Genomic DNA, 16,443 nt, shown 5'->3' with positions numbered 1-16,443 from the left:
ACATTCGTTGGATTGATCCTTGTTCGGGGAAGAGACTGTGCTCATCCCCACTGGAGGACAGGATCATGAAAGCGCAAAAGGGTTATCTGCTGGTTCACAAACTGCCAATTCAGGCGTTGTCGTTACGTGCACTATGGCGCCAGGTGGTCCGCTGGCACGCGTTGGCGCAGGAGCGCCGGATGCTTGCCGGCCTGAGCGATTCGGCCCTGCATGACCTGGGGCTGAGCCGGGCGGATGTGGAGCATGAAGCGGTCCGCCCGTTCTGGGACGACCCAATGCACAAATAACCCGGTGGCCACTACACAAGCCGGGCCAGGGTGCGCTAGCGTGCGGGCAGACAAGGAGACGCCCATGCCCGCACTACCTTCTTTTTCGCTCAAGCAGGCACGCCGGCTGGCGCTGGCCGCCCAAGGCTTCGGCGGGCGCCAGCCGCCGGCCTCGATCAAGGCCTCCCGACTCAATCAGCAGATCGAGCGCCTGGGCTTGTTGCAGATCGATTCGGTCAACGCCCTGGTGCGCGCCCATTACTTGCCGCTGTTTTCCCGTCTTGGCAGTTATCCACAGCAGTTGCTCGATCAGGCCGCCTGGAGCCAGGGGCGCCAGCGCACCTTGTTCGAGTACTGGGGGCATGAGGCCTCGCTGCTGCCGATGTCCATGTACCCCTTGATGCGCTGGCGCATGCAGCGCGCACGCCAGGGGCAGGGTATCTACTCGCAACTGGCGCGTTTCGGCCAGGAACGCCAGGCCACTCTGCGCCGGGTGCTGGCGGCCGTGGAGGAGCAGGGCGCGCTGGGGGCCGGCAGCCTTTCCACCCGCGAACAACGGGCCGGCCCCTGGTGGGACTGGAGCGATGAAAAGCATGCCCTGGAATGGCTGTTCGCCGCTGGTGAGGTGACGGTGTCCGGCCGTCGCGGTTTCGAGCGCCTGTATGACTTGCCGGAACGGGTGATCCCGGCGGCGATCCTCCAGCAGATGCCGTTGGAGGAAGCCCAGGCCCAGCGCCGGTTGCTGCTGCAGGCGGCCGGGGCATTGGGGGTGGCCACGGAAAAGGACCTGCGGGACTACTTTCGCCTCGATCCCGGCGATAGTCGCGCGCGGCTTGCCGAGTTGTGCGAGTCCGGCGAACTGATGCGTTGTGAGGTCCAGGGCTGGAAGCAAAGTGCCTATTGCCTGCCCGAGGCGCGGGTGCCGCGCAAGGTCGAAGCCAGCGCGCTGTTGTCACCTTTCGATTCCCTGATCTGGGAGCGCAGCCGCACCGAGCGGCTGTTCGATTTCCGCTACCGCCTGGAGATCTACACGCCTCAGCACAAGCGGGTCTATGGCTATTACGTGCTGCCGTTTTTGCACAACGAGCGGATTGCCGCCCGGGTCGACCTGCGGGCGGAGCGGGCCCAGGGGCGTTTGGCGGTGCATGCGGTGCATGAAGAGCCATTCGGTCTGGACGAAGAGGGCGTCCGGGCATTGGCCCTGCAATTGCGAAAGATGGCCGACTGGCTGGGGTTGGAACAGATTCAGCTCAATTGCCAACGTGATGGCGCGCAACGCCTGCGTGAGGTGCTGGGGTGAAGAGCGTTGCGGGCAGGCCCACTCCTACATCCGTCTGGTAGGAGCGGGCTTGCCGGCGAAAGTGTGCTTAGCGCTTGACCTGTTTCAGGGTCTCGGCAATCAGGAACGCCAGCTCCAGCGACTGATCGGCATTCATCCGCGGGTCGCAGTGGGTGTGATAGCGGTCCGACAGGCCGTCTTCGGTAATAGGTCGCGCCCCGCCGATGCACTCGGTGACGTTCTGCCCGGTCATCTCGATATGGATACCGCCGGCATAACTGCCTTCGGCCTGGTGCACCTGGAAGAACTGCTTCACCTCGGTGAGGATCTGCGCGAAGTCCCGGGTCTTGTAGCCGCTGCTGGCCTTGATGGTGTTGCCGTGCATCGGGTCCGAACTCCAGAGCACTTGCTTGCCCTCGCTTTCCACCGCACGGATCAGTCGCGGCAGATGATCGCCCACCTTGTTGGCGCCCATGCGCACGATCAGGTTGAGGCGGCCTGGGTCGTTGCTCGGGTTGAGGATGTCGATCAGGCGGATCAGTTCCTCGGTGTTCATGCTTGGGCCGACCTTGACCCCGATCGGGTTGTGCACCCCTCGCAGGAACTCCACATGGGCGCCGTCCAACTGCCGGGTACGGTCGCCGATCCAGAGCATGTGGGCGGAGCAGTCGTAATAGTCGTTGGTCAGGCTGTCGCGGCGGACAAAGGCCTCCTCGTAGTTGAGCAGCAGCGCTTCGTGAGCCGTGAAGAAGCTGGTCTCGCGCAGTTGCGGCGCAGTGTCCAGGCCGCAGGCGCGCATGAAGGCCAGGGTCTCGTCGATACGGTCGGCCAGTTGGCTGTACTTTTCCGCCAGGGCCGAGTTGGCGATGAAGTCCAGGTTCCACTTGTGCACCTGGTGCAGGTCGGCGAAACCGCCCTGGGCGAAGGCCCGCAGCAGGTTGAGGGTGGCGGTGGCCTGGTGGTAGGACTGCAGCAGGCGGTCCGGGTCCGGCACCCGGCTTTTCTCATCGAAACCGATACCGTTGACGATGTCGCCGCGGTAGGCCGGCAGAGTCACGCCGTTGATGGTTTCGTCGTTGGCCGAGCGCGGCTTGGCGAACTGACCGGCCATGCGGCCAACCTTGACCACTGGGCAGCCGGCGGCAAAGGTCATGACAATGGCCATTTGCAGCAGCACCTTGAAGGTGTCGCGGATCTTTGCCGCGGAAAACTCGGCGAAGCTCTCGGCGCAATCGCCGCCTTGCAGCAGGAAGGCGCGGCCCTGGGTCACCTCGGCGAACTGACGGCGCAACTCTCGGGCTTCCCCGGCAAACACCAGGGGCGGATAGCTGGCCAGGGTCTGCTCGACCTGTAGAAGGTGCGCTGCGTCGGGGTAGTGGGGTTGTTGCTGGATCGGCAGGGCGCGCCAGCTGTCAGGGCTCCAGGGTTGGCTCATCACGGACTCGAGTGCTTTACGGTGGGAGGGGCATGTTAGCAGTAAATTAGTACGTGACCTGCTCCTCTTGCTTGGCCGACAATCGCGCCTTTCCCGCTCGCTGCCGAGTGGTTGGTTTCTCGCGCCGGCAAGGTTCTTGGCTTGCGCGACTAGGAGATGAAATGACTGAGGAGCGCGTCGAGCGTGTGCTCGCCGAAGTTCACGACGAGTTCGGCATGATCCGGGTATTGGAAGTGGCGGATTACCGCTTTCTCGAGTTCGGCGATGCCATCGAGCAAAGCTGCGTGTTCACCGCCGACCCCAGTTGGCTGGAGTACGACTACACCCGGGCGATGCTGATCGGGGCCTTGTGCCATGAGGCCCCGGACAGCGCGCTGTTTCTCGGTCTGGGGGCCGGAACCCTGACCCAGGCCTGCCTGAAGTTCCTGCCCCTGGAAGATGTCGAGGCCATCGAGTTGCGTCCGGATGTGCCGCGCCTGGCCATCCAATACCTGGGGCTGGATGACGATCCACGGCTCTATATAAGAGTCGGCGATGCCCTGGAGTTGCTGGACAGTGCCGAATCCGCCGACCTGATCTTCGTCGACCTGTACACCGATGTCGGTCCGGGGGTCGGGCATCTGGCCTGGGGCTTCCTGGAAAACTGCCAGAAACGCCTCAACCCCGGCGGTTGGCTGGTGATCAACCAATGGGCCACCGATGACGGCAAGCCCCTGGGTGCGGCGTTGTTGCGCGGGCTCTTTCACCGCCATTACTGGGAGCTGCCGGTAAAGGAGGGCAACGTGATCCTGATCATCCCGGCCGACCTGGACCAGGAGCTGGACCTGCCGGCGCTGATTGATCGCGCCGAGACGCTGGCACCGCGCCTGGGGTATTCGCTGCAGCCGCTGATCAAGGCGCTGCGCCCGGCGACCTGAGCCTTTGCAAGCCTGTTGCCGCCCGATTCCGGCGTCGGCGGCAGGCGATGGGGGCAACCGGCTAGCCGCTGGCTCAGCAACCCTTGAACTCCCCCGGGCGTTTTTCCTGCATGGCCCGCACACCTTCCCTGGCGTCGTCGCTGTTCATCAGCTTATGCACCAGCGCTGGCAGGCCCTGAGCCGCCACGGTTTCCCCTTCCAGTCGCGCCTGGCGTGCCGACTGCAGCCTGGCCTGGACCCCGAGTGGCGCCTGCCGGGCAATGCGCTCGGCCAGTTCGATGGCTCGCGGCAGCAGGTCTTCGCTGGCCATGACTTCCTGCACCAGCCCCAGGCGCAGTGCCTCATGGGCATCGAACTCATCGCCGGTGAGCAGCCAGCGCATGGCGTTGCCCCAGCCTGCCAGTTGGTGCAGGCGCAAGGTTGCGCCGCCGAAGGGAAAAATCCCGCGCTGCACTTCCATCTGGGCAAAGCGGGTGTTGCTGGCGCAGAGGTTGATGTCGGCGGCCAGCATCAATTCGATACCGATGGTCAGGCAGTAGCCCTGCGCCGCGACGATCACCGGCTTGCTCACCCGTGGCCCGGCGAACACGCCCCAGGGATCGCAACCGCCGGGTGGTGCCTGCCAGCCCTGGGCCAGGGCGGCGCCGACATTGGCCAGGTCCAGTCCGGCGGTAAAGTGCTCGCCATGGGCGAACACCACTGCCACCCGCGCTTGGGGGCTGGCTTCGAATTCGCCGTAGGCCAGGCTCAGTTGATTCAGCAGTTCAAGATCGAAGGCGTTGCGCTTGGCGACCCGGTCCAGGCCAATGAGAAACAGATGACCGAGTGCTTGGCGACTGACACAGTTGGCATTGGGCGGATTCATTGAGACTGTCCTCGGCTAGCAAAGGGGGCGTTTGCAGGAGCGGTTTCGAGAATAAAGGTGAACCGTTTAAGCGTTCTGACCCGCAGTGCCGGGCCTGAGCAAAATAGCGCGCCGCCCAAGTCTCTGCAAAGCCCGTGACAATCGGCTGTTCAGCGGACTTTTCCGATAAAAAAAACTCCCTTTTTTGAGTAATTCCGGTATAGTGCGCGCCGGCCTTTAGCCAGGCCTCGTTTAGGTGATGCAATTCCCCGAAGTCAGCTTCGGCTGCTTGTCCGCTGCGCGGACTATCCTTGACGTTCATTTCTTTCAATCGTTTTCGCAAATCCCCGCCGACAAAGCTGCCAGGGTGACTCTTGAGTCTTACACGGCATGCGCAGCTTTGGAGCATGGGTCTTTGCGGATGCACTTAGAGGCAGACCCATGACCCAGGAAATCGGCGGCTTCGCCGCTCTTGAACTTCATCCCAATATTGTCGCTGCAGTAGTCGCTACCGGCTATGAAGAGCCTTCGGCCATTCAGCAGCAGTCGATTCCGATCATCCTTGCCGGTCACGATATGATTGGCCAGGCGCAAACCGGTACCGGTAAGACCGCTGCCTTTGCCCTGCCTATCCTGCACCGCATCGATCCGTCCAAGCGCGAGCCGCAAGCTCTGATCCTGGCCCCAACCCGTGAGTTGGCGCTACAAGTTGCAACCGCTTTCGAAACCTACGCCAAGCAAATGCCGGGCGTGACTGTTGTGGCTGTCTACGGCGGCGCGCCGATGGGCCCGCAACTGAAAGCAATCCGTAATGGCGCACAGATCGTTGTCGCCACTCCGGGCCGTCTGTGCGACCACCTGCGTCGCGACGAAAAAGTCCTGGCCACCGTGAACCACCTGGTTCTCGACGAAGCCGACGAAATGCTCAAGCTGGGCTTCATGGATGACCTGGAAGTCATCTTCAAGGCCATGCCTGAGTCGCGTCAGACCGTACTGTTCTCGGCGACCCTGCCGCAGTCGATCCGCGCCATCGCCGAGCGTCACCTGAAAGACCCGAAACACGTCAAGATCCAGAGCAAGACCCAGACCGTCACCGCGATCGAGCAGGCTCACCTGCTGGTTCACGCCGACCAGAAGACCTCTGCCGTTCTGAGCCTGCTGGAAGTTGAAGATTTCGACGCCCTGATCATGTTCGTGCGCACCAAGCAAGCGACCCTGGACCTGGCCAGCGCCCTGGAAGCCAAAGGCTACAAAGCCGCTGCGCTGAACGGCGACATCGCCCAGAACCAGCGTGAGCGCGTGATCGACTCCCTCAAGGATGGCCGTCTGGACATCGTTGTGGCGACCGACGTAGCCGCCCGTGGCCTGGACGTACCGCGCATCACCCACGTGTTCAACGTGGACATGCCGTACGACCCGGAATCCTACGTGCACCGTATCGGCCGTACCGGCCGCGCCGGTCGCGAAGGCCGTGCGCTGCTGCTGGTGACTCCACGTGAGCGCCGCATGCTGCAAGTGATCGAGCGTGTAACCGGTCAGAAGGTTGCCGAAGTTCGCCTGCCGGACGCCCAAGCTGTTCTCGATGCGCGCATCAAGAAGCTGACCAACAGCCTGTCGCCGCTGGTGGCTGACGCCGAAGCGACCCACGGTGACCTGCTGGATCGCCTGACTGCCGACATCGGTTGCAGCCCGCGTGCCCTGGCCGCGGCCCTGCTGCGCAAGGCCACCAACGGCCAGGCGCTGAACCTGGCGGCGATCGAGAAAGAGCGTCCACTGGTGCCGAACAGCGCCCCGCGTGGCGATCGTCCGGAGCGTTCCGGTGATCGTCCTGATCGTGGTGACCGTGAGCGTCGTGCGCCAATGCCGCTGGGCGAAGGCCGTGCGCGTTGCCGCACTGCCCTGGGTGCCCGTGACGGTATCGCTGCCAAGAACCTTCTGGGGGCGATCCTCAACGAAGGCGGCCTGGCCCGTGAAGCGATCGGTCGCATCCAGGTGCGTGACAGCTTCTCCCTGGTAGAGCTGCCGGAAGATGGCCTGGAGAAACTCCTGGCCAAGCTGAAGGACACTCGTGTTGCCGGTAAGCAGTTGAAGCTGCGTCGCTATCGCGAAGATTGATCGGCCCTCGGGTTGATTGATCAGGCATAAAAAATCCCCGACTGGTTCGGGGATTTTTTTTGCCTGCGATATTTCAGTCGAAGCGATAGATGTCCATGCCCAACGCGCCCAGGGTGAAGCCCTGGTGGGCGACGCTGAAGTCCCCACCCGCTCCCCGGGCGAAGTACAACGGCAGCAGGTGTTCATCACTGGGGTGGCTGCGCACGGCGTGGGGTGCCTGGTGGCGATAGTCGTGCAGGGCTGGCTCATCGTTGGCCGCCAGTTTTTCGATCATCCAGTCACGAAAGGCCTTGGCCCAGGGCTCGACGCTCTCCGGGCCGGCGTGCCAGTCCAGTTCTCGCAGGTTGTGGGTGATGCTACCGGAGCCGATCAGCAACACACCCTGTTCCCGCAGGCTGGCCAGGGCGTGGCCGATGCGGGTCTGCAGGGCTGGGCCTTGGTGGCTGGGCAGCGACAGCTGAACGACCGGGATGTCCGCCTGCGGGTACATCAGTGACAACGGCACCCAGGTGCCATGATCGAAAGGCCGTTGGCTGTCGAGTTGTGCCGGCAGGCCGTCGGCCTTGAGCAGTTGCACCACCTGCGCCGCCAGGTCGGGTTTTCCCGGGGCTGGGTATTGCACGGCGAACAGGGCTGGCGGAAAACCGCCGAAGTCGTGCCAGGTTTCCGGGTGTGGGTGGGCGCTGACCCGCAGATCCTGGCTTTCCCAGTGGGCCGAAACCACTAGGATCGCCTTGGGGCGGGGCAGTTGCGCTGCCAGGCGAGCCAGTGCCGGGCCGCTTTCACTGGGTTCCAGGGCCAGCATGGGAGAACCATGGGAAATGAACAGGCTAGGGAGCATGAAGGGCGTCCTGAAGGTTAAGATGCGCCATCTTCAATCAGATCATTGATCTAAATCTAATATAAGTTTTAGCGCTTTTTGATCGAAATTTAAGGACAACTCATGCAAGCGGACTTTTGGCACAAGCGCTGGGAACGCGATCAGATCGGCTTTCACCAGGCAGAGGTGAATCCCTACCTGCAACAGTACTGGCCGGCTCTTGGCCTAACGGCGAATAGCCGGGTGCTGGTGCCCTTGTGCGGCAAGAGCCTGGATCTGCTCTGGCTCGCCGACCAGGGGTTCAGGGTGCTGGGCATCGAGTTGGCGGAAAAGGCCGTAGAGGATTTCTTTCTCGAGCACGGTCTGCAGCCACGGATCAGCCAGCAAGGGGTCTTCAAGGTCTACGCCCATGGTCGAATCCAGCTTTGGTGTGGCGATTTCTTTGCCTTGACCGCCGAGGACATTGCCGATTGCACGGCGCTGTACGATCGTGCGGCGATGATTGCCTTGCCGCCAGACATGCGCCAGCGCTACGCCGCCCATGTGAATAACCTGCTACCGGAAGGCAGCCAGGGGCTGTTGATCGTTCTGGATTACGATCAATCCAGGCTGGACGGACCGCCGTTTGCAGTGCTCGACGATGAGGTCGAGCGGCAATTTGGCACTCATTGGCAACTGACTGTCGAGGTTGAGCGCGACATTCTCGACGAGAGCTGGAAGTCTCTTCAGGCCGGGCTCACGCGACTGGTGGAGCGGGTCTATCGGCTGGGTAGGAAAGGCGTCCGCTAAGCGTACGTTTATCCGTGGCCATGCAAAAGGGCGACTCGCGTCGCCCTTTTGGGTGTTGCCTTATGGCTGATCAACCGCGACGACGCAGGGCGTCGATACGCTCTTCCAGCGGCGGGTGGCTCATGAACATGCGAGCCAGGCCCTGCTTGATGCCACCGTTGATGCCGAAGGCATTCAGGGTGTCGGGCATGTGTACCGGCAGGCCCTGTTCCGAACGCAGGCGCTGCAGGGCGCCGATCATCGCGTTGGTGCCGGCCAGGCGGGCACCGGCTTCGTCGGCACGGAACTCGCGTTTGCGCGAGAACCACATGACGATGGCGCTGGCGAGGATGCCCAGGACCAGTTCGGCGAAGATGGTCGCTACGTAGTAGGCCATGCCCTGGCCTTCTTCGTTCTTGAAGATCACCTTGTCGACGAAGTTGCCGATGATCCGCGCGAAGAACATCACGAAGGTGTTCACCACGCCCTGGATCAGCGCCAGGGTCACCATGTCGCCGTTGGCGACGTGGCCGATCTCGTGAGCCAGCACCGCTTTCACTTCATCGGGTGAGAAGCGCTCCAGCAGGCCCTGGCTGACCGCCACCAGGGCGTCGTTCTTGTTCCAGCCGGTGGCAAAGGCGTTGGCCTCGTAGGCTGGGAAAATGCCCACCTCGGGCATCTTGATCCCGGCTTCGCGGGACAGTTGCTCAACGGTTTGCAACAACCACTGCTCATGGCGGGTGCGCGGTTGAGTGATGATCTGCGTGCTGGTGCTCATCTTCGCCATCCACTTGGAGATGAACAGCGAGAACAGCGAACCGGCAAAACCAAAGACCGCACAGAAAATCAGCAGCTGATTGAGGTTCAGATCAACCCCATTGGCCGCCATGAACCCGTTGAAGCCGAAGAGGCTCAGGGTAATGCTGGCAATCAGCACGACCGCAAGGTTAGTGGCCAAAAACAGCAGGATTCGCATCATGGTTGTAGAAATCTCCTCAAGCTAAAGATGTCGCGTACTGCGGGGTATATAAGGTGCGGCAACGGGCTATTCAATACGGCTTCTATTTCAAACTGTGTCGCATAGGCCGAGTCTAGACGCTTGCATTGCAGCGTCATGACCAATCGCGAGACGCCGTCATCCCCTGGCTGCCGTGCAGACCTTGTGACAGTGGGGTGGACGGAAAGTGCAAGCTTATAGAAGGGGGCTGGGGCAGGGCAGCGAAGATGTGTTGCTGAATTAATCGCAGTGCGATCGTTCAAGGATCGCACTGCGATATCGGGGCTATTGGCGGTAGGACTTGAGGAAGCTGCCGATCCGGCCGATGGCCTGCTCCAGGTCATCCACCCGCGGCAGGGTGACCACGCGGAAGTGGTCCGGCCACGGCCAGTTGAAGGCGGTGCCCTGTACCACCAGGAGTTTTTCCGACAGCAGCAGGTCAAGGACGAATTTCTCGTCGTTGTGGATCGGACAGACCTTCGGATCGATCCGCGGGAAGGCATACAGCGCGCCCATGGGTTTCACGCAGCTGACGCCGGGAATGTCGTTGAGCAACTCCCAGGTGCGGTTGCGTTGCTCCAGCAGCCGGCCGGGCGGCAGCACCAGGTCGTTGATGCTCTGGTAGCCGCCCAGTGCAGTCTGGATTGCATGCTGGCTCGGCACGTTGGCGCACAGGCGCATGTTGGCCAGCATGTCGATGCCTTCGATGTAGCTCTGGGCGTGGTGCTTGGGACCGGAGATCGCCACCCAGCCGGAACGGAAACCGGCCACTCGATAGGACTTGGACAGGCCGTTGAAGGTCAAGCACAGCAGGTCCGGGGCCAGGGAGGCGGTGCAGATATGCACGGCGTCATCGTAGAGGATCTTGTCGTAGATCTCGTCCGAGAACACCACCAGGTTGTGCTGGCGGGCCAGTTCCAGCATGCCCAGCAGCACTTCCTTGGGGTACACCGCACCGGTGGGGTTGTTCGGGTTGATGATCACCAGGGCCTTGGTGTTCGGGGTGATCTTGGCCTTGATGTCGGCCAGGTCCGGCCACCAGTTGGCCTGCTCGTCGCACAGGTAGTGCACCGGGTTGCCGCCGGCCAGGCTCACTGCCGCGGTCCACAGCGGGTAGTCGGGGGCCGGGACCAGCACTTCGTCGCCATTGTTGAGCAGGGCCTGCATGGCCATCACGATCAGCTCGGAGACGCCGTTGCCCAGGTAGATGTCTTCAATGCCGATGCCTTCCACCTGCTTTTGCTGGTAGTACTGCATCACCGCCTTGCGCGCACTGAACAGGCCCTTGGAGTCGCTGTAGCCCTGGGCGGTAGGCAGGTTGCGGATCACGTCCTGGAGAATCTCGTCCGGCGCTTCGAAACCAAAAGGCGCCGGATTGCCGATGTTCAGCTTGAGGATGCGATGGCCTTCCTCTTCCAGGCGTTTGGCGTGCTTGAGCACTGGGCCGCGAATGTCATAACAGACGTTGGCGAGCTTGTTCGATTTGCTGACCTGCATGGCAATGTGTTCCCGAAAATGAACGATCCAGGCGGAGGATGAACTACCGTACTGGGAATCCTGCCGTGTCACACCGGCGTGTAGCCCGCACCGGCTGCGGCAAAATCCGTTTGAATGGGTGTAACGCGGCTGCCAGACTGACGTCTGACGAGGCGCAATCATACGTGCCGCCCGATCCGTGGAAAAGACACAGATCGGGCTTTTTCCGTTGCAGAGGAAGGACCATGGAAAAGCTGGAAAAAACCCTGGAAGAATGGCGGGCGATGCTCGATCCGGAGCAGTACAACGTCTGCCGGCTCAAGGGCACCGAACGGCCCTTCTCGGGCAAGTACAACGGCACCAAGACCGATGGGGTCTATCACTGCATCTGCTGCAATGAGCCGTTGTTCGACTCCTCGGCCAAGTTTGACTCGGGCTGCGGCTGGCCGAGCTTCTACCAGCCCATTGCCGACAGCGCGATGATCGAGATCCGCGACATCAGCCACGGGATGATCCGTACCGAAGTGGTCTGCGCCAAATGTGATGCCCACCTGGGCCACGTATTCCCCGATGGCCCGCCACCCACCGGCTTGCGCTACTGCATCAACTCGGTGTGCCTGGACCTGGTGCCTCGCTGAGGCGGAGGCGACTCTTGGGAGTCGTCTTTCGTCCATTTAAATTGCACGCAATCTAATTGGGCGCTATTTTTATCGCCTCTTTCCACGAATGGAGCCGCTGCCATGACCGATGCCCTGCTGACTATTCCCTGCACCACCATCAAGGGTGAGCACAAGACCCTCGCGGACTTCGCCGGCAAGGCGGTGCTGGTGGTCAATACCGCCAGCAAATGCGGCTTCACTCCTCAATACAAGGGGCTTGAAGAACTCTGGCAGACCTACAAGGACCAGGGGCTGGTGGTGCTGGGCTTCCCCTGCAACCAGTTCGGCAAGCAGGAACCGGGCAATGAAGGGGCGATCTCCGAATTCTGCGAACTGAACTACGGCGTGAGTTTCCCGCTGTTCAAGAAGGTCGAGGTCAATGGCAGCGATGCCCACCCATTGTTCGTCCAGTTGAAGAAGCGTGCCCCCGGGGTCCTGGGCTCCCAGGGCATCAAGTGGAATTTCACCAAGTTCCTGATCGGCCGGGACGGCCAGCTGGTCAAGCGCTTCGCTCCGGCCACCAAGCCCCAGGACCTGAGCCGCGAGATCGAAGCCCTGCTCAAATGAACAGCGTGTCCGTGGATGCCCTGAAGCTCGATTCCCAGCTGTGCTTCAAGCTGTACGCTGCCTCGCGGGCGGTGGTCCGGGGCTACAAGCCGATGCTCGAGCGCCTGGGCCTGACCTACCCGCAATACCTGGTGATGCTGGTGCTCTGGGAGTGGCAGGCAGCGCCGCCGACGCTGCCTACGGTCAAGGCCCTGGGCGAGCGCCTGGCCCTGGACTCCGGCACCTTGACGCCCTTGCTCAAGCGCCTGGAACAGCTGCAGTTGGTGCAGCGCCGGCGTTCCGGGCGCGATGAGCGCGAGGTGCACCTGAGCCTGAGTGATGCCGGCCTGGCCCTGCGCGATCAGGTGCCGCCGCTCAAGGCGGCGCTGCTGTGCGAAAGCGGGGTCGACCTGAACAGCCTGGACCAGTTGCGTGACGGTCTCGATCACCTGTTGCAACAGATCAGAGCCTTGTCGTAGTCGGCACCCACAGGTCCAGCAAGGCAATCAGCTCTTCACGGCGAAAGGGCTTGGCCAGGTAGTCGCTCATGCCGGCGGCGCGGCAGCGCTCGCGCTCTTCGGGCATGGCGTTGGCGGTCAGGGCAATGATCGGCAGGTCCGGCCAGCGTCCACTGCGGCGGATCTGCCGGCTGGCCTCGTATCCGTCCATGACCGGCATGTTGCAGTCCATCAGCACCAGGTCGAAGCCATGCTGCTCCAGCTGATTGAGGGCCTCTGCACCATGGGCGGCGACGGTCACCGCGCAACCGAGCTTGCTCAGCATGCCCTTGGCCACCAGTTGGTTCACCGGGTTGTCCTCCACCAGCAGGATGTTCGCCCGACGCAGCGGCGTCGGCATCTCCAGCTGCGCGTCGTTGAGGGTCACGGTCTGTCCCAGCAGCGAGCGCCGCAGAGTCTGGTACAGGGCGTTGCGCGCCAAAGGGCGGGCCTGCTGCTGCAACGGTGCCAGGGCGCTGGCTTCTTCGCTGGGCAGGAAACTGCCATAGGCGGTCACCAGCAGGATCGGCGCGGCGATGGCCGGGCGCAGGCCGAACAGGCACTCCGGGCAATCGGTGATCAGCAGGTCGGGGTTGATTCCGGCCAGGGAGTCTTCAATGTCGCAGCGCTGATAGTCGAGGCCCCAGCTGGGCAGCAGGCTGGCCAGCAGTTCAGCCAGGCCGCTGCCCACGTCAGTGATGGCGATGACCTTGCCGGACAGGGCAGGCGGGCTGGCCGCGGGGGTGTGGCACGGCAGGGGCAGGTCGGCGCAGAACTGGCTGCCAAAGCCGACTTCCGAACTGATGCTCAAGCGGCCGTTCATGGCTTCGCAGAGGTTGTAGGTCAAGGCCAGGCCCAGGCCGGTGCCACCGTATTGGCGGGTGATGCCGGCGCCCGCCTGGGTATAGGGCTGGAAGATTCTGACCTGGGCCTCCTGGGCAATGCCGATGCCGGTGTCGCAGATCTCGATGCGCACGCCGTCGCCCAGGGTGCTCAGACGCACGTCGACGCGGCCGAAGCGGGTGAACTTGAGGGCGTTGGACAGCAGGTTGCTGACGATTTGCCGCACCCGCATCGGGTCGCCCAGCACCAGTGCGGGAAAGTCCGGGGCGATCAGGCAGGTCAGCTCGACACTGGCTGCGGCGTTTTGCGAGAGCAAATTGGCGGTGTCCTCCACCAGCACCCCGAGGTCGAAGGGGATGCGCTCCAGCTCCAGCTGCCCGGCATCGAACTTGGACATATCGAGAATATCGTTGAGCAGCTCCACCAGGACCTTGCCGGAGTCGTGGGCGATGGACAGCTGCTGGCGTTGCTCGGGGTTCAGCGGGCTGTCCAGGGACAGGGCGATCATTCCCAGCAGGCCGTTGAGCGGGGTGCGGATCTCGTGGCTCATGTTGGCCAGGAAGGCGGCACGGGCCTGGGCCATGTCGAGGGCGGTGCGTCGGGCGATTTCCAGTTCTTCGTTGGACTGGCTGAGCCGGGCATTGCTGGCCTTGAGTTCGATGGTGCGGGCCGAGACGATGTTCTCCAGCTGCCCGAGGTACTCGGTCAGGCGGTTCTCGGCGTTGCGCCGCTGCTGGATTTCCGTGGCCATGATGTCGAACTGTTGGTTGGCGACCTTGACCAGCACCCCGACCTCGTCGTTTTCGTGGCCGGGGGGACAGTCCAGCTTGGCCTGTTGCGGGCTGCGCGGGTCACGACTGCTGAGTTCGCGGATCACCCCCACCAGGGGCTTGGTCAGCATCACGTAGAACAGCGCCAGAAGAATCCCGGTGAGGATCAGGCTACGGGCGAAGCCGTTGATCAGGGTGATTTCGGCACGTTTGAGAAAGCGGCTGCCAAAGGCGTAGGTGTCGACATCCAGGTGCAGGGTGCCGAGGGACTCTTCAGGCAGGTGGCTCAGATACAGGCGGTCTTCGAATTGCCGGTCGGCGCCGAACAGGAAGTCGCTGATGGCGCGGTAGCGGCTTTGCTGCGCGGGCCGTTCGACATTGGCCAGCAGGGTATTGTTGTTGTCGATCAGTTGCGCGCGAATGATCGCCGGGGAGCGCAGCAGGCCCAGGGTCAGTTCCTGAGCCAGCTCGGAGTCGATGTTGTAGGCAATGCGCGAGGCCGGGTTGTGGCTGATTTCCAGCAATGAGTGGATTTCACGATTGATGGAGGCGTCTTCGCTGGCATAATCGATGCCGATTTGCAGCAGACTGAGCGCGGTCCCCAGAATGAAACCCACCAGCACGGTGAGCCGGGCCTGTTTATAGGACAGGCGGTTGGTGAACTTGATATCCATGGGGGGCTGAACCACTTTCGTTTCCCTTCGCTGCGCAAGCATAGCTGATCATCTTTGGTTGCCGGCCTGGCCTGGCAGCAGCTGATAAGGCGATAGACCCTGGGATCAGGACTGCGTTTCGTCTGTGTGCCGCATCATTACCCTGAACGTGCCTGAGGAAAAGTCGTGGATGCCCGATTGATTGCATTTCTTGAACGTGCCGATGCGGTCCTGGCCCGGATCGAACCCCTGTTGCCTACCCCGCGCCAGACCATCGACTGGGACCAGTGCCTGGCTGCCCGCTGGCAGCGTGAGGGGCGCAACGGCTTCCTGTTGCCTCTGGAAGTCAGCCTGGACATGCGCCTGAGCGACCTGATCGGGGTCGACAAGCAGCGCGAGCAACTGGCACGCAACACTCAACAGTTCCTCGACGGCATGCCGGCCAACCATGCCTTGCTCTGGGGCTCGCGTGGCACCGGTAAATCCTCCCTGGTGCGCGCCTTGCTGGCCGAGCATGCCAAGGGCGGCCTGCGCCTGATCGAGATCGAGCGTGACCACCTGGCGGACCTGCCGCGGGTGGTGGAGCAACTGGTCAAGCTGCCCCAGCGTTTCGTGCTGTTCTGCGACGACCTGTCCTTCGAGTCCGGCGAGGGCGATTACCGGGTACTCAAGAGCGTGCTCGACGGTTCCCTGGAGCAGGCACCGGAGAATGTGCTGCTGTACGCCACCTCGAACCGTCGGCACCTGGTACCGGAGAAGGAGAGCGACAACGAGAACTGGAAGCGTGTCGACGGCGAACTGCACCCCAGTGAGGCAGTAGAAGACAAGATTGCCCTTTCGGACCGTTTCGGCCTGTGGCTGTCGTTCTATCCCTTCACCCAGGAACACTTCCTCAACGTGGTCGAGCACTGGATTGGCGAGCTGGCGAGCAAGGCCGGCCTGAGCTGGCAGCGTGACGAGGCGCTGGACATCCTGGCAGTGCGCTGGGCCACCGGGCGCGGCAACCGCAATGGCCGGTGTGCCTATCAATTTGCCCGCTACTGGGTGGGCCTGCAGTTGTTGGAGCAAAAAGCATGATCGATCTGAAACACGCCGGCCAAGGTCTGGACGGCTACGGGCTGCTGTGCGCCCAGCTGGAGTCGCTGTTGGCCGACGAGCGCGACTTCATCGCCAATGCCGCGCAGTTCTCGGCCTTCCTGTTCAGCCAACTGGATCACCTGAACTGGGCCGGGTTCTACCTCAACCGCAACCAGGAACTGGTGCTCGGCCCCTTCCAGGGGCAGATTGCCTGCGTGCGGATCCCCTTCGGCCGTGGGGTTTGCGGCACGGCCGCGGCCACTCTGCAGACACAGCGGGTGGACGACGTGCATGCCTTTGCCGGGCACATAGCCTGTGACAGTGCGTCCAACAGCGAACTGGTGGTGCCGCTGGTCAAGGACGGTCGGTTGATTGGCGTGCTGGACCTGGACAGCCCGGAGCTGGCTCGCTTCAGCGAAGTGGACCAGGCCGGGATCGAACAGTTGGCGGCGATCTTCCTGCGCTTGAGCGACTGCTGAGG

Annotated in this window: 15 protein-coding genes and 1 pseudogene; 10 read left to right on the top strand and 6 right to left on the bottom strand. The window is 62.6% G+C overall.

Features of this window, described 5'->3' with window-relative positions:
- Nucleotides 1-65: 65 nt before the first annotated feature.
- On the top strand, nucleotides 66-287 hold the full coding sequence (locus ACZ5BO_RS25235; RefSeq protein WP_025127192.1) for a DUF1127 domain-containing protein: 222 nt from the start codon (nucleotides 66-68) through the stop codon (nucleotides 285-287).
- Nucleotides 288-351: 64 nt separating this feature from the next.
- A complete protein-coding gene (locus ACZ5BO_RS25230; protein ID WP_464696869.1) occupies nucleotides 352-1,566 on the top strand; it encodes a winged helix-turn-helix domain-containing protein in 1,215 nt (404 codons plus the stop codon).
- Nucleotides 1,567-1,633: 67 nt separating this feature from the next.
- Here ACZ5BO_RS25230 and ACZ5BO_RS25225 read toward each other — a convergent pair whose 3' ends face one another.
- Entirely contained in the window at nucleotides 1,634-2,980 is a 1,347-nt protein-coding gene (locus tag ACZ5BO_RS25225; RefSeq protein WP_464696868.1) for a class II 3-deoxy-7-phosphoheptulonate synthase, read from the bottom strand.
- Nucleotides 2,981-3,141: 161 nt separating this feature from the next.
- Between ACZ5BO_RS25225 and ACZ5BO_RS25220 the strand changes: the two genes are divergently transcribed.
- Nucleotides 3,142-3,897: a spermidine synthase gene (locus tag ACZ5BO_RS25220; protein ID WP_025127195.1), complete on the top strand. Its 756-nt coding sequence runs from the start codon at nucleotides 3,142-3,144 to the stop codon at nucleotides 3,895-3,897.
- Nucleotides 3,898-3,970: 73 nt separating this feature from the next.
- On the opposite strand, the gene ACZ5BO_RS25215 is transcribed toward ACZ5BO_RS25220, so the two are convergent.
- Complete coding sequence (locus ACZ5BO_RS25215) at nucleotides 3,971-4,762, bottom strand: crotonase/enoyl-CoA hydratase family protein (RefSeq protein ID WP_464696867.1); 792 nt, start codon at nucleotides 4,760-4,762, stop codon at nucleotides 3,971-3,973.
- 386 nt (nucleotides 4,763-5,148) lie between these two features.
- Here ACZ5BO_RS25215 and ACZ5BO_RS25210 point away from each other — a divergent pair.
- Nucleotides 5,149-6,856, top strand: a pseudogene (locus ACZ5BO_RS25210) (DEAD/DEAH box helicase).
- 73 nt (nucleotides 6,857-6,929) lie between these two features.
- On the opposite strand, the gene ACZ5BO_RS25205 reads toward ACZ5BO_RS25210, so the two are convergent.
- Nucleotides 6,930-7,697 (bottom strand): DODA-type extradiol aromatic ring-opening family dioxygenase, encoded by a 768-nt coding sequence (locus tag ACZ5BO_RS25205; RefSeq protein ID WP_464696866.1) that lies wholly within the window; start codon nucleotides 7,695-7,697, stop codon nucleotides 6,930-6,932.
- A 102-nt stretch (nucleotides 7,698-7,799) separates the two neighbouring features.
- Here ACZ5BO_RS25205 and ACZ5BO_RS25200 point away from each other — a divergent pair, with 102 nt between their 5' ends.
- The gene (locus ACZ5BO_RS25200; RefSeq protein WP_464696865.1) at nucleotides 7,800-8,465 is read left to right on the top strand and encodes a thiopurine S-methyltransferase; all 666 of its coding nucleotides are present in this window, start codon (nucleotides 7,800-7,802) and stop codon (nucleotides 8,463-8,465) included.
- Nucleotides 8,466-8,535: 70 nt separating this feature from the next.
- On the opposite strand, the gene htpX is transcribed toward ACZ5BO_RS25200, so the two are convergent.
- Complete coding sequence (gene htpX, locus ACZ5BO_RS25195; protein ID WP_025127200.1) at nucleotides 8,536-9,423, bottom strand: protease HtpX; 888 nt, start codon at nucleotides 9,421-9,423, stop codon at nucleotides 8,536-8,538.
- A 303-nt stretch (nucleotides 9,424-9,726) separates the two neighbouring features.
- Nucleotides 9,727-10,938, bottom strand: a complete 1,212-nt coding sequence (locus tag ACZ5BO_RS25190; RefSeq protein WP_025127201.1) for a pyridoxal phosphate-dependent aminotransferase — start codon at nucleotides 10,936-10,938, stop codon at nucleotides 9,727-9,729.
- Nucleotides 10,939-11,162: 224 nt separating this feature from the next.
- Here ACZ5BO_RS25190 and msrB point away from each other — a divergent pair, with 224 nt between their 5' ends.
- The 3 genes from msrB (at nucleotide 11,163) to ACZ5BO_RS25175 (ending at nucleotide 12,601) form a co-directional block, all read left to right on the top strand.
- Nucleotides 11,163-11,555 (top strand): peptide-methionine (R)-S-oxide reductase MsrB, encoded by a 393-nt coding sequence (msrB, locus tag ACZ5BO_RS25185; protein ID WP_025127202.1) that lies wholly within the window; start codon nucleotides 11,163-11,165, stop codon nucleotides 11,553-11,555.
- 102 nt (nucleotides 11,556-11,657) lie between these two features.
- On the top strand, nucleotides 11,658-12,143 hold the full coding sequence (locus ACZ5BO_RS25180; RefSeq protein WP_025127203.1) for a glutathione peroxidase: 486 nt from the start codon (nucleotides 11,658-11,660) through the stop codon (nucleotides 12,141-12,143).
- Nucleotides 12,140-12,601: a MarR family winged helix-turn-helix transcriptional regulator gene (locus ACZ5BO_RS25175; RefSeq protein WP_464696864.1), complete on the top strand. Its 462-nt coding sequence runs from the start codon at nucleotides 12,140-12,142 to the stop codon at nucleotides 12,599-12,601. The genes ACZ5BO_RS25180 and ACZ5BO_RS25175 overlap by 4 nt, the downstream gene beginning before the upstream one ends.
- Here the strand turns inward: ACZ5BO_RS25175 and ACZ5BO_RS25170 are convergent.
- Nucleotides 12,585-14,906 (bottom strand): hybrid sensor histidine kinase/response regulator, encoded by a 2,322-nt coding sequence (locus tag ACZ5BO_RS25170; protein WP_464696863.1) that lies wholly within the window; start codon nucleotides 14,904-14,906, stop codon nucleotides 12,585-12,587. The two genes, ACZ5BO_RS25175 and ACZ5BO_RS25170, sit on opposite strands and share 17 nt — an antisense overlap.
- 165 nt (nucleotides 14,907-15,071) lie before the next feature.
- Between ACZ5BO_RS25170 and ACZ5BO_RS25165 the strand changes: the two genes are divergently transcribed.
- Together ACZ5BO_RS25165 and ACZ5BO_RS25160 are read left to right on the top strand one after the other, a co-directional pair.
- Entirely contained in the window at nucleotides 15,072-15,962 is an 891-nt protein-coding gene (locus tag ACZ5BO_RS25165) for an ATP-binding protein (RefSeq protein ID WP_464696862.1), read from the top strand.
- Nucleotides 15,959-16,441 carry a GAF domain-containing protein gene (locus ACZ5BO_RS25160; RefSeq protein WP_025127207.1) on the top strand — a complete coding sequence of 161 codons (483 nt, stop codon included), beginning with the start codon at nucleotides 15,959-15,961 and terminating at the stop codon, nucleotides 16,439-16,441. The genes ACZ5BO_RS25165 and ACZ5BO_RS25160 overlap by 4 nt, the downstream gene beginning before the upstream one ends.
- Nucleotides 16,442-16,443 lie beyond the last annotated feature (2 nt).

Source organism: Pseudomonas sp. FFPRI_1 (assembly GCF_055384485.1).
Note: the sequence above shows the minus strand (reverse complement) of the source record. Positions and strands in the feature narration are given on the sequence as shown.

Bases quoted from the DNA above. Each gene is read 5' to 3' on its own strand.
- ACZ5BO_RS25235 (WP_025127192.1), top strand. From the start codon at position 66: ATGAAAGCGCAAAAGGGTTATCTGCTGGTTCACAAACTGCCAATTCAG.
- ACZ5BO_RS25230 (WP_464696869.1), top strand. From the start codon at position 352: ATGCCCGCACTACCTTCTTTTTCGCTCAAGCAGGCACGCCGGCTGGCG.
- ACZ5BO_RS25225 (WP_464696868.1), bottom strand. From the start codon at position 2,980: ATGAGCCAACCCTGGAGCCCTGACAGCTGGCGCGCCCTGCCGATCCAG.
- ACZ5BO_RS25220 (WP_025127195.1), top strand. From the start codon at position 3,142: ATGACTGAGGAGCGCGTCGAGCGTGTGCTCGCCGAAGTTCACGACGAG.
- ACZ5BO_RS25215 (WP_464696867.1), bottom strand. From the start codon at position 4,762: ATGAATCCGCCCAATGCCAACTGTGTCAGTCGCCAAGCACTCGGTCAT.
- ACZ5BO_RS25205 (WP_464696866.1), bottom strand. From the start codon at position 7,697: ATGCTCCCTAGCCTGTTCATTTCCCATGGTTCTCCCATGCTGGCCCTG.
- ACZ5BO_RS25200 (WP_464696865.1), top strand. From the start codon at position 7,800: ATGCAAGCGGACTTTTGGCACAAGCGCTGGGAACGCGATCAGATCGGC.
- htpX (WP_025127200.1), bottom strand. From the start codon at position 9,423: ATGATGCGAATCCTGCTGTTTTTGGCCACTAACCTTGCGGTCGTGCTG.
- ACZ5BO_RS25190 (WP_025127201.1), bottom strand. From the start codon at position 10,938: ATGCAGGTCAGCAAATCGAACAAGCTCGCCAACGTCTGTTATGACATT.
- msrB (WP_025127202.1), top strand. From the start codon at position 11,163: ATGGAAAAGCTGGAAAAAACCCTGGAAGAATGGCGGGCGATGCTCGAT.
- ACZ5BO_RS25180 (WP_025127203.1), top strand. From the start codon at position 11,658: ATGACCGATGCCCTGCTGACTATTCCCTGCACCACCATCAAGGGTGAG.
- ACZ5BO_RS25175 (WP_464696864.1), top strand. From the start codon at position 12,140: ATGAACAGCGTGTCCGTGGATGCCCTGAAGCTCGATTCCCAGCTGTGC.
- ACZ5BO_RS25170 (WP_464696863.1), bottom strand. From the start codon at position 14,906: ATGGATATCAAGTTCACCAACCGCCTGTCCTATAAACAGGCCCGGCTC.
- ACZ5BO_RS25160 (WP_025127207.1), top strand. From the start codon at position 15,959: ATGATCGATCTGAAACACGCCGGCCAAGGTCTGGACGGCTACGGGCTG.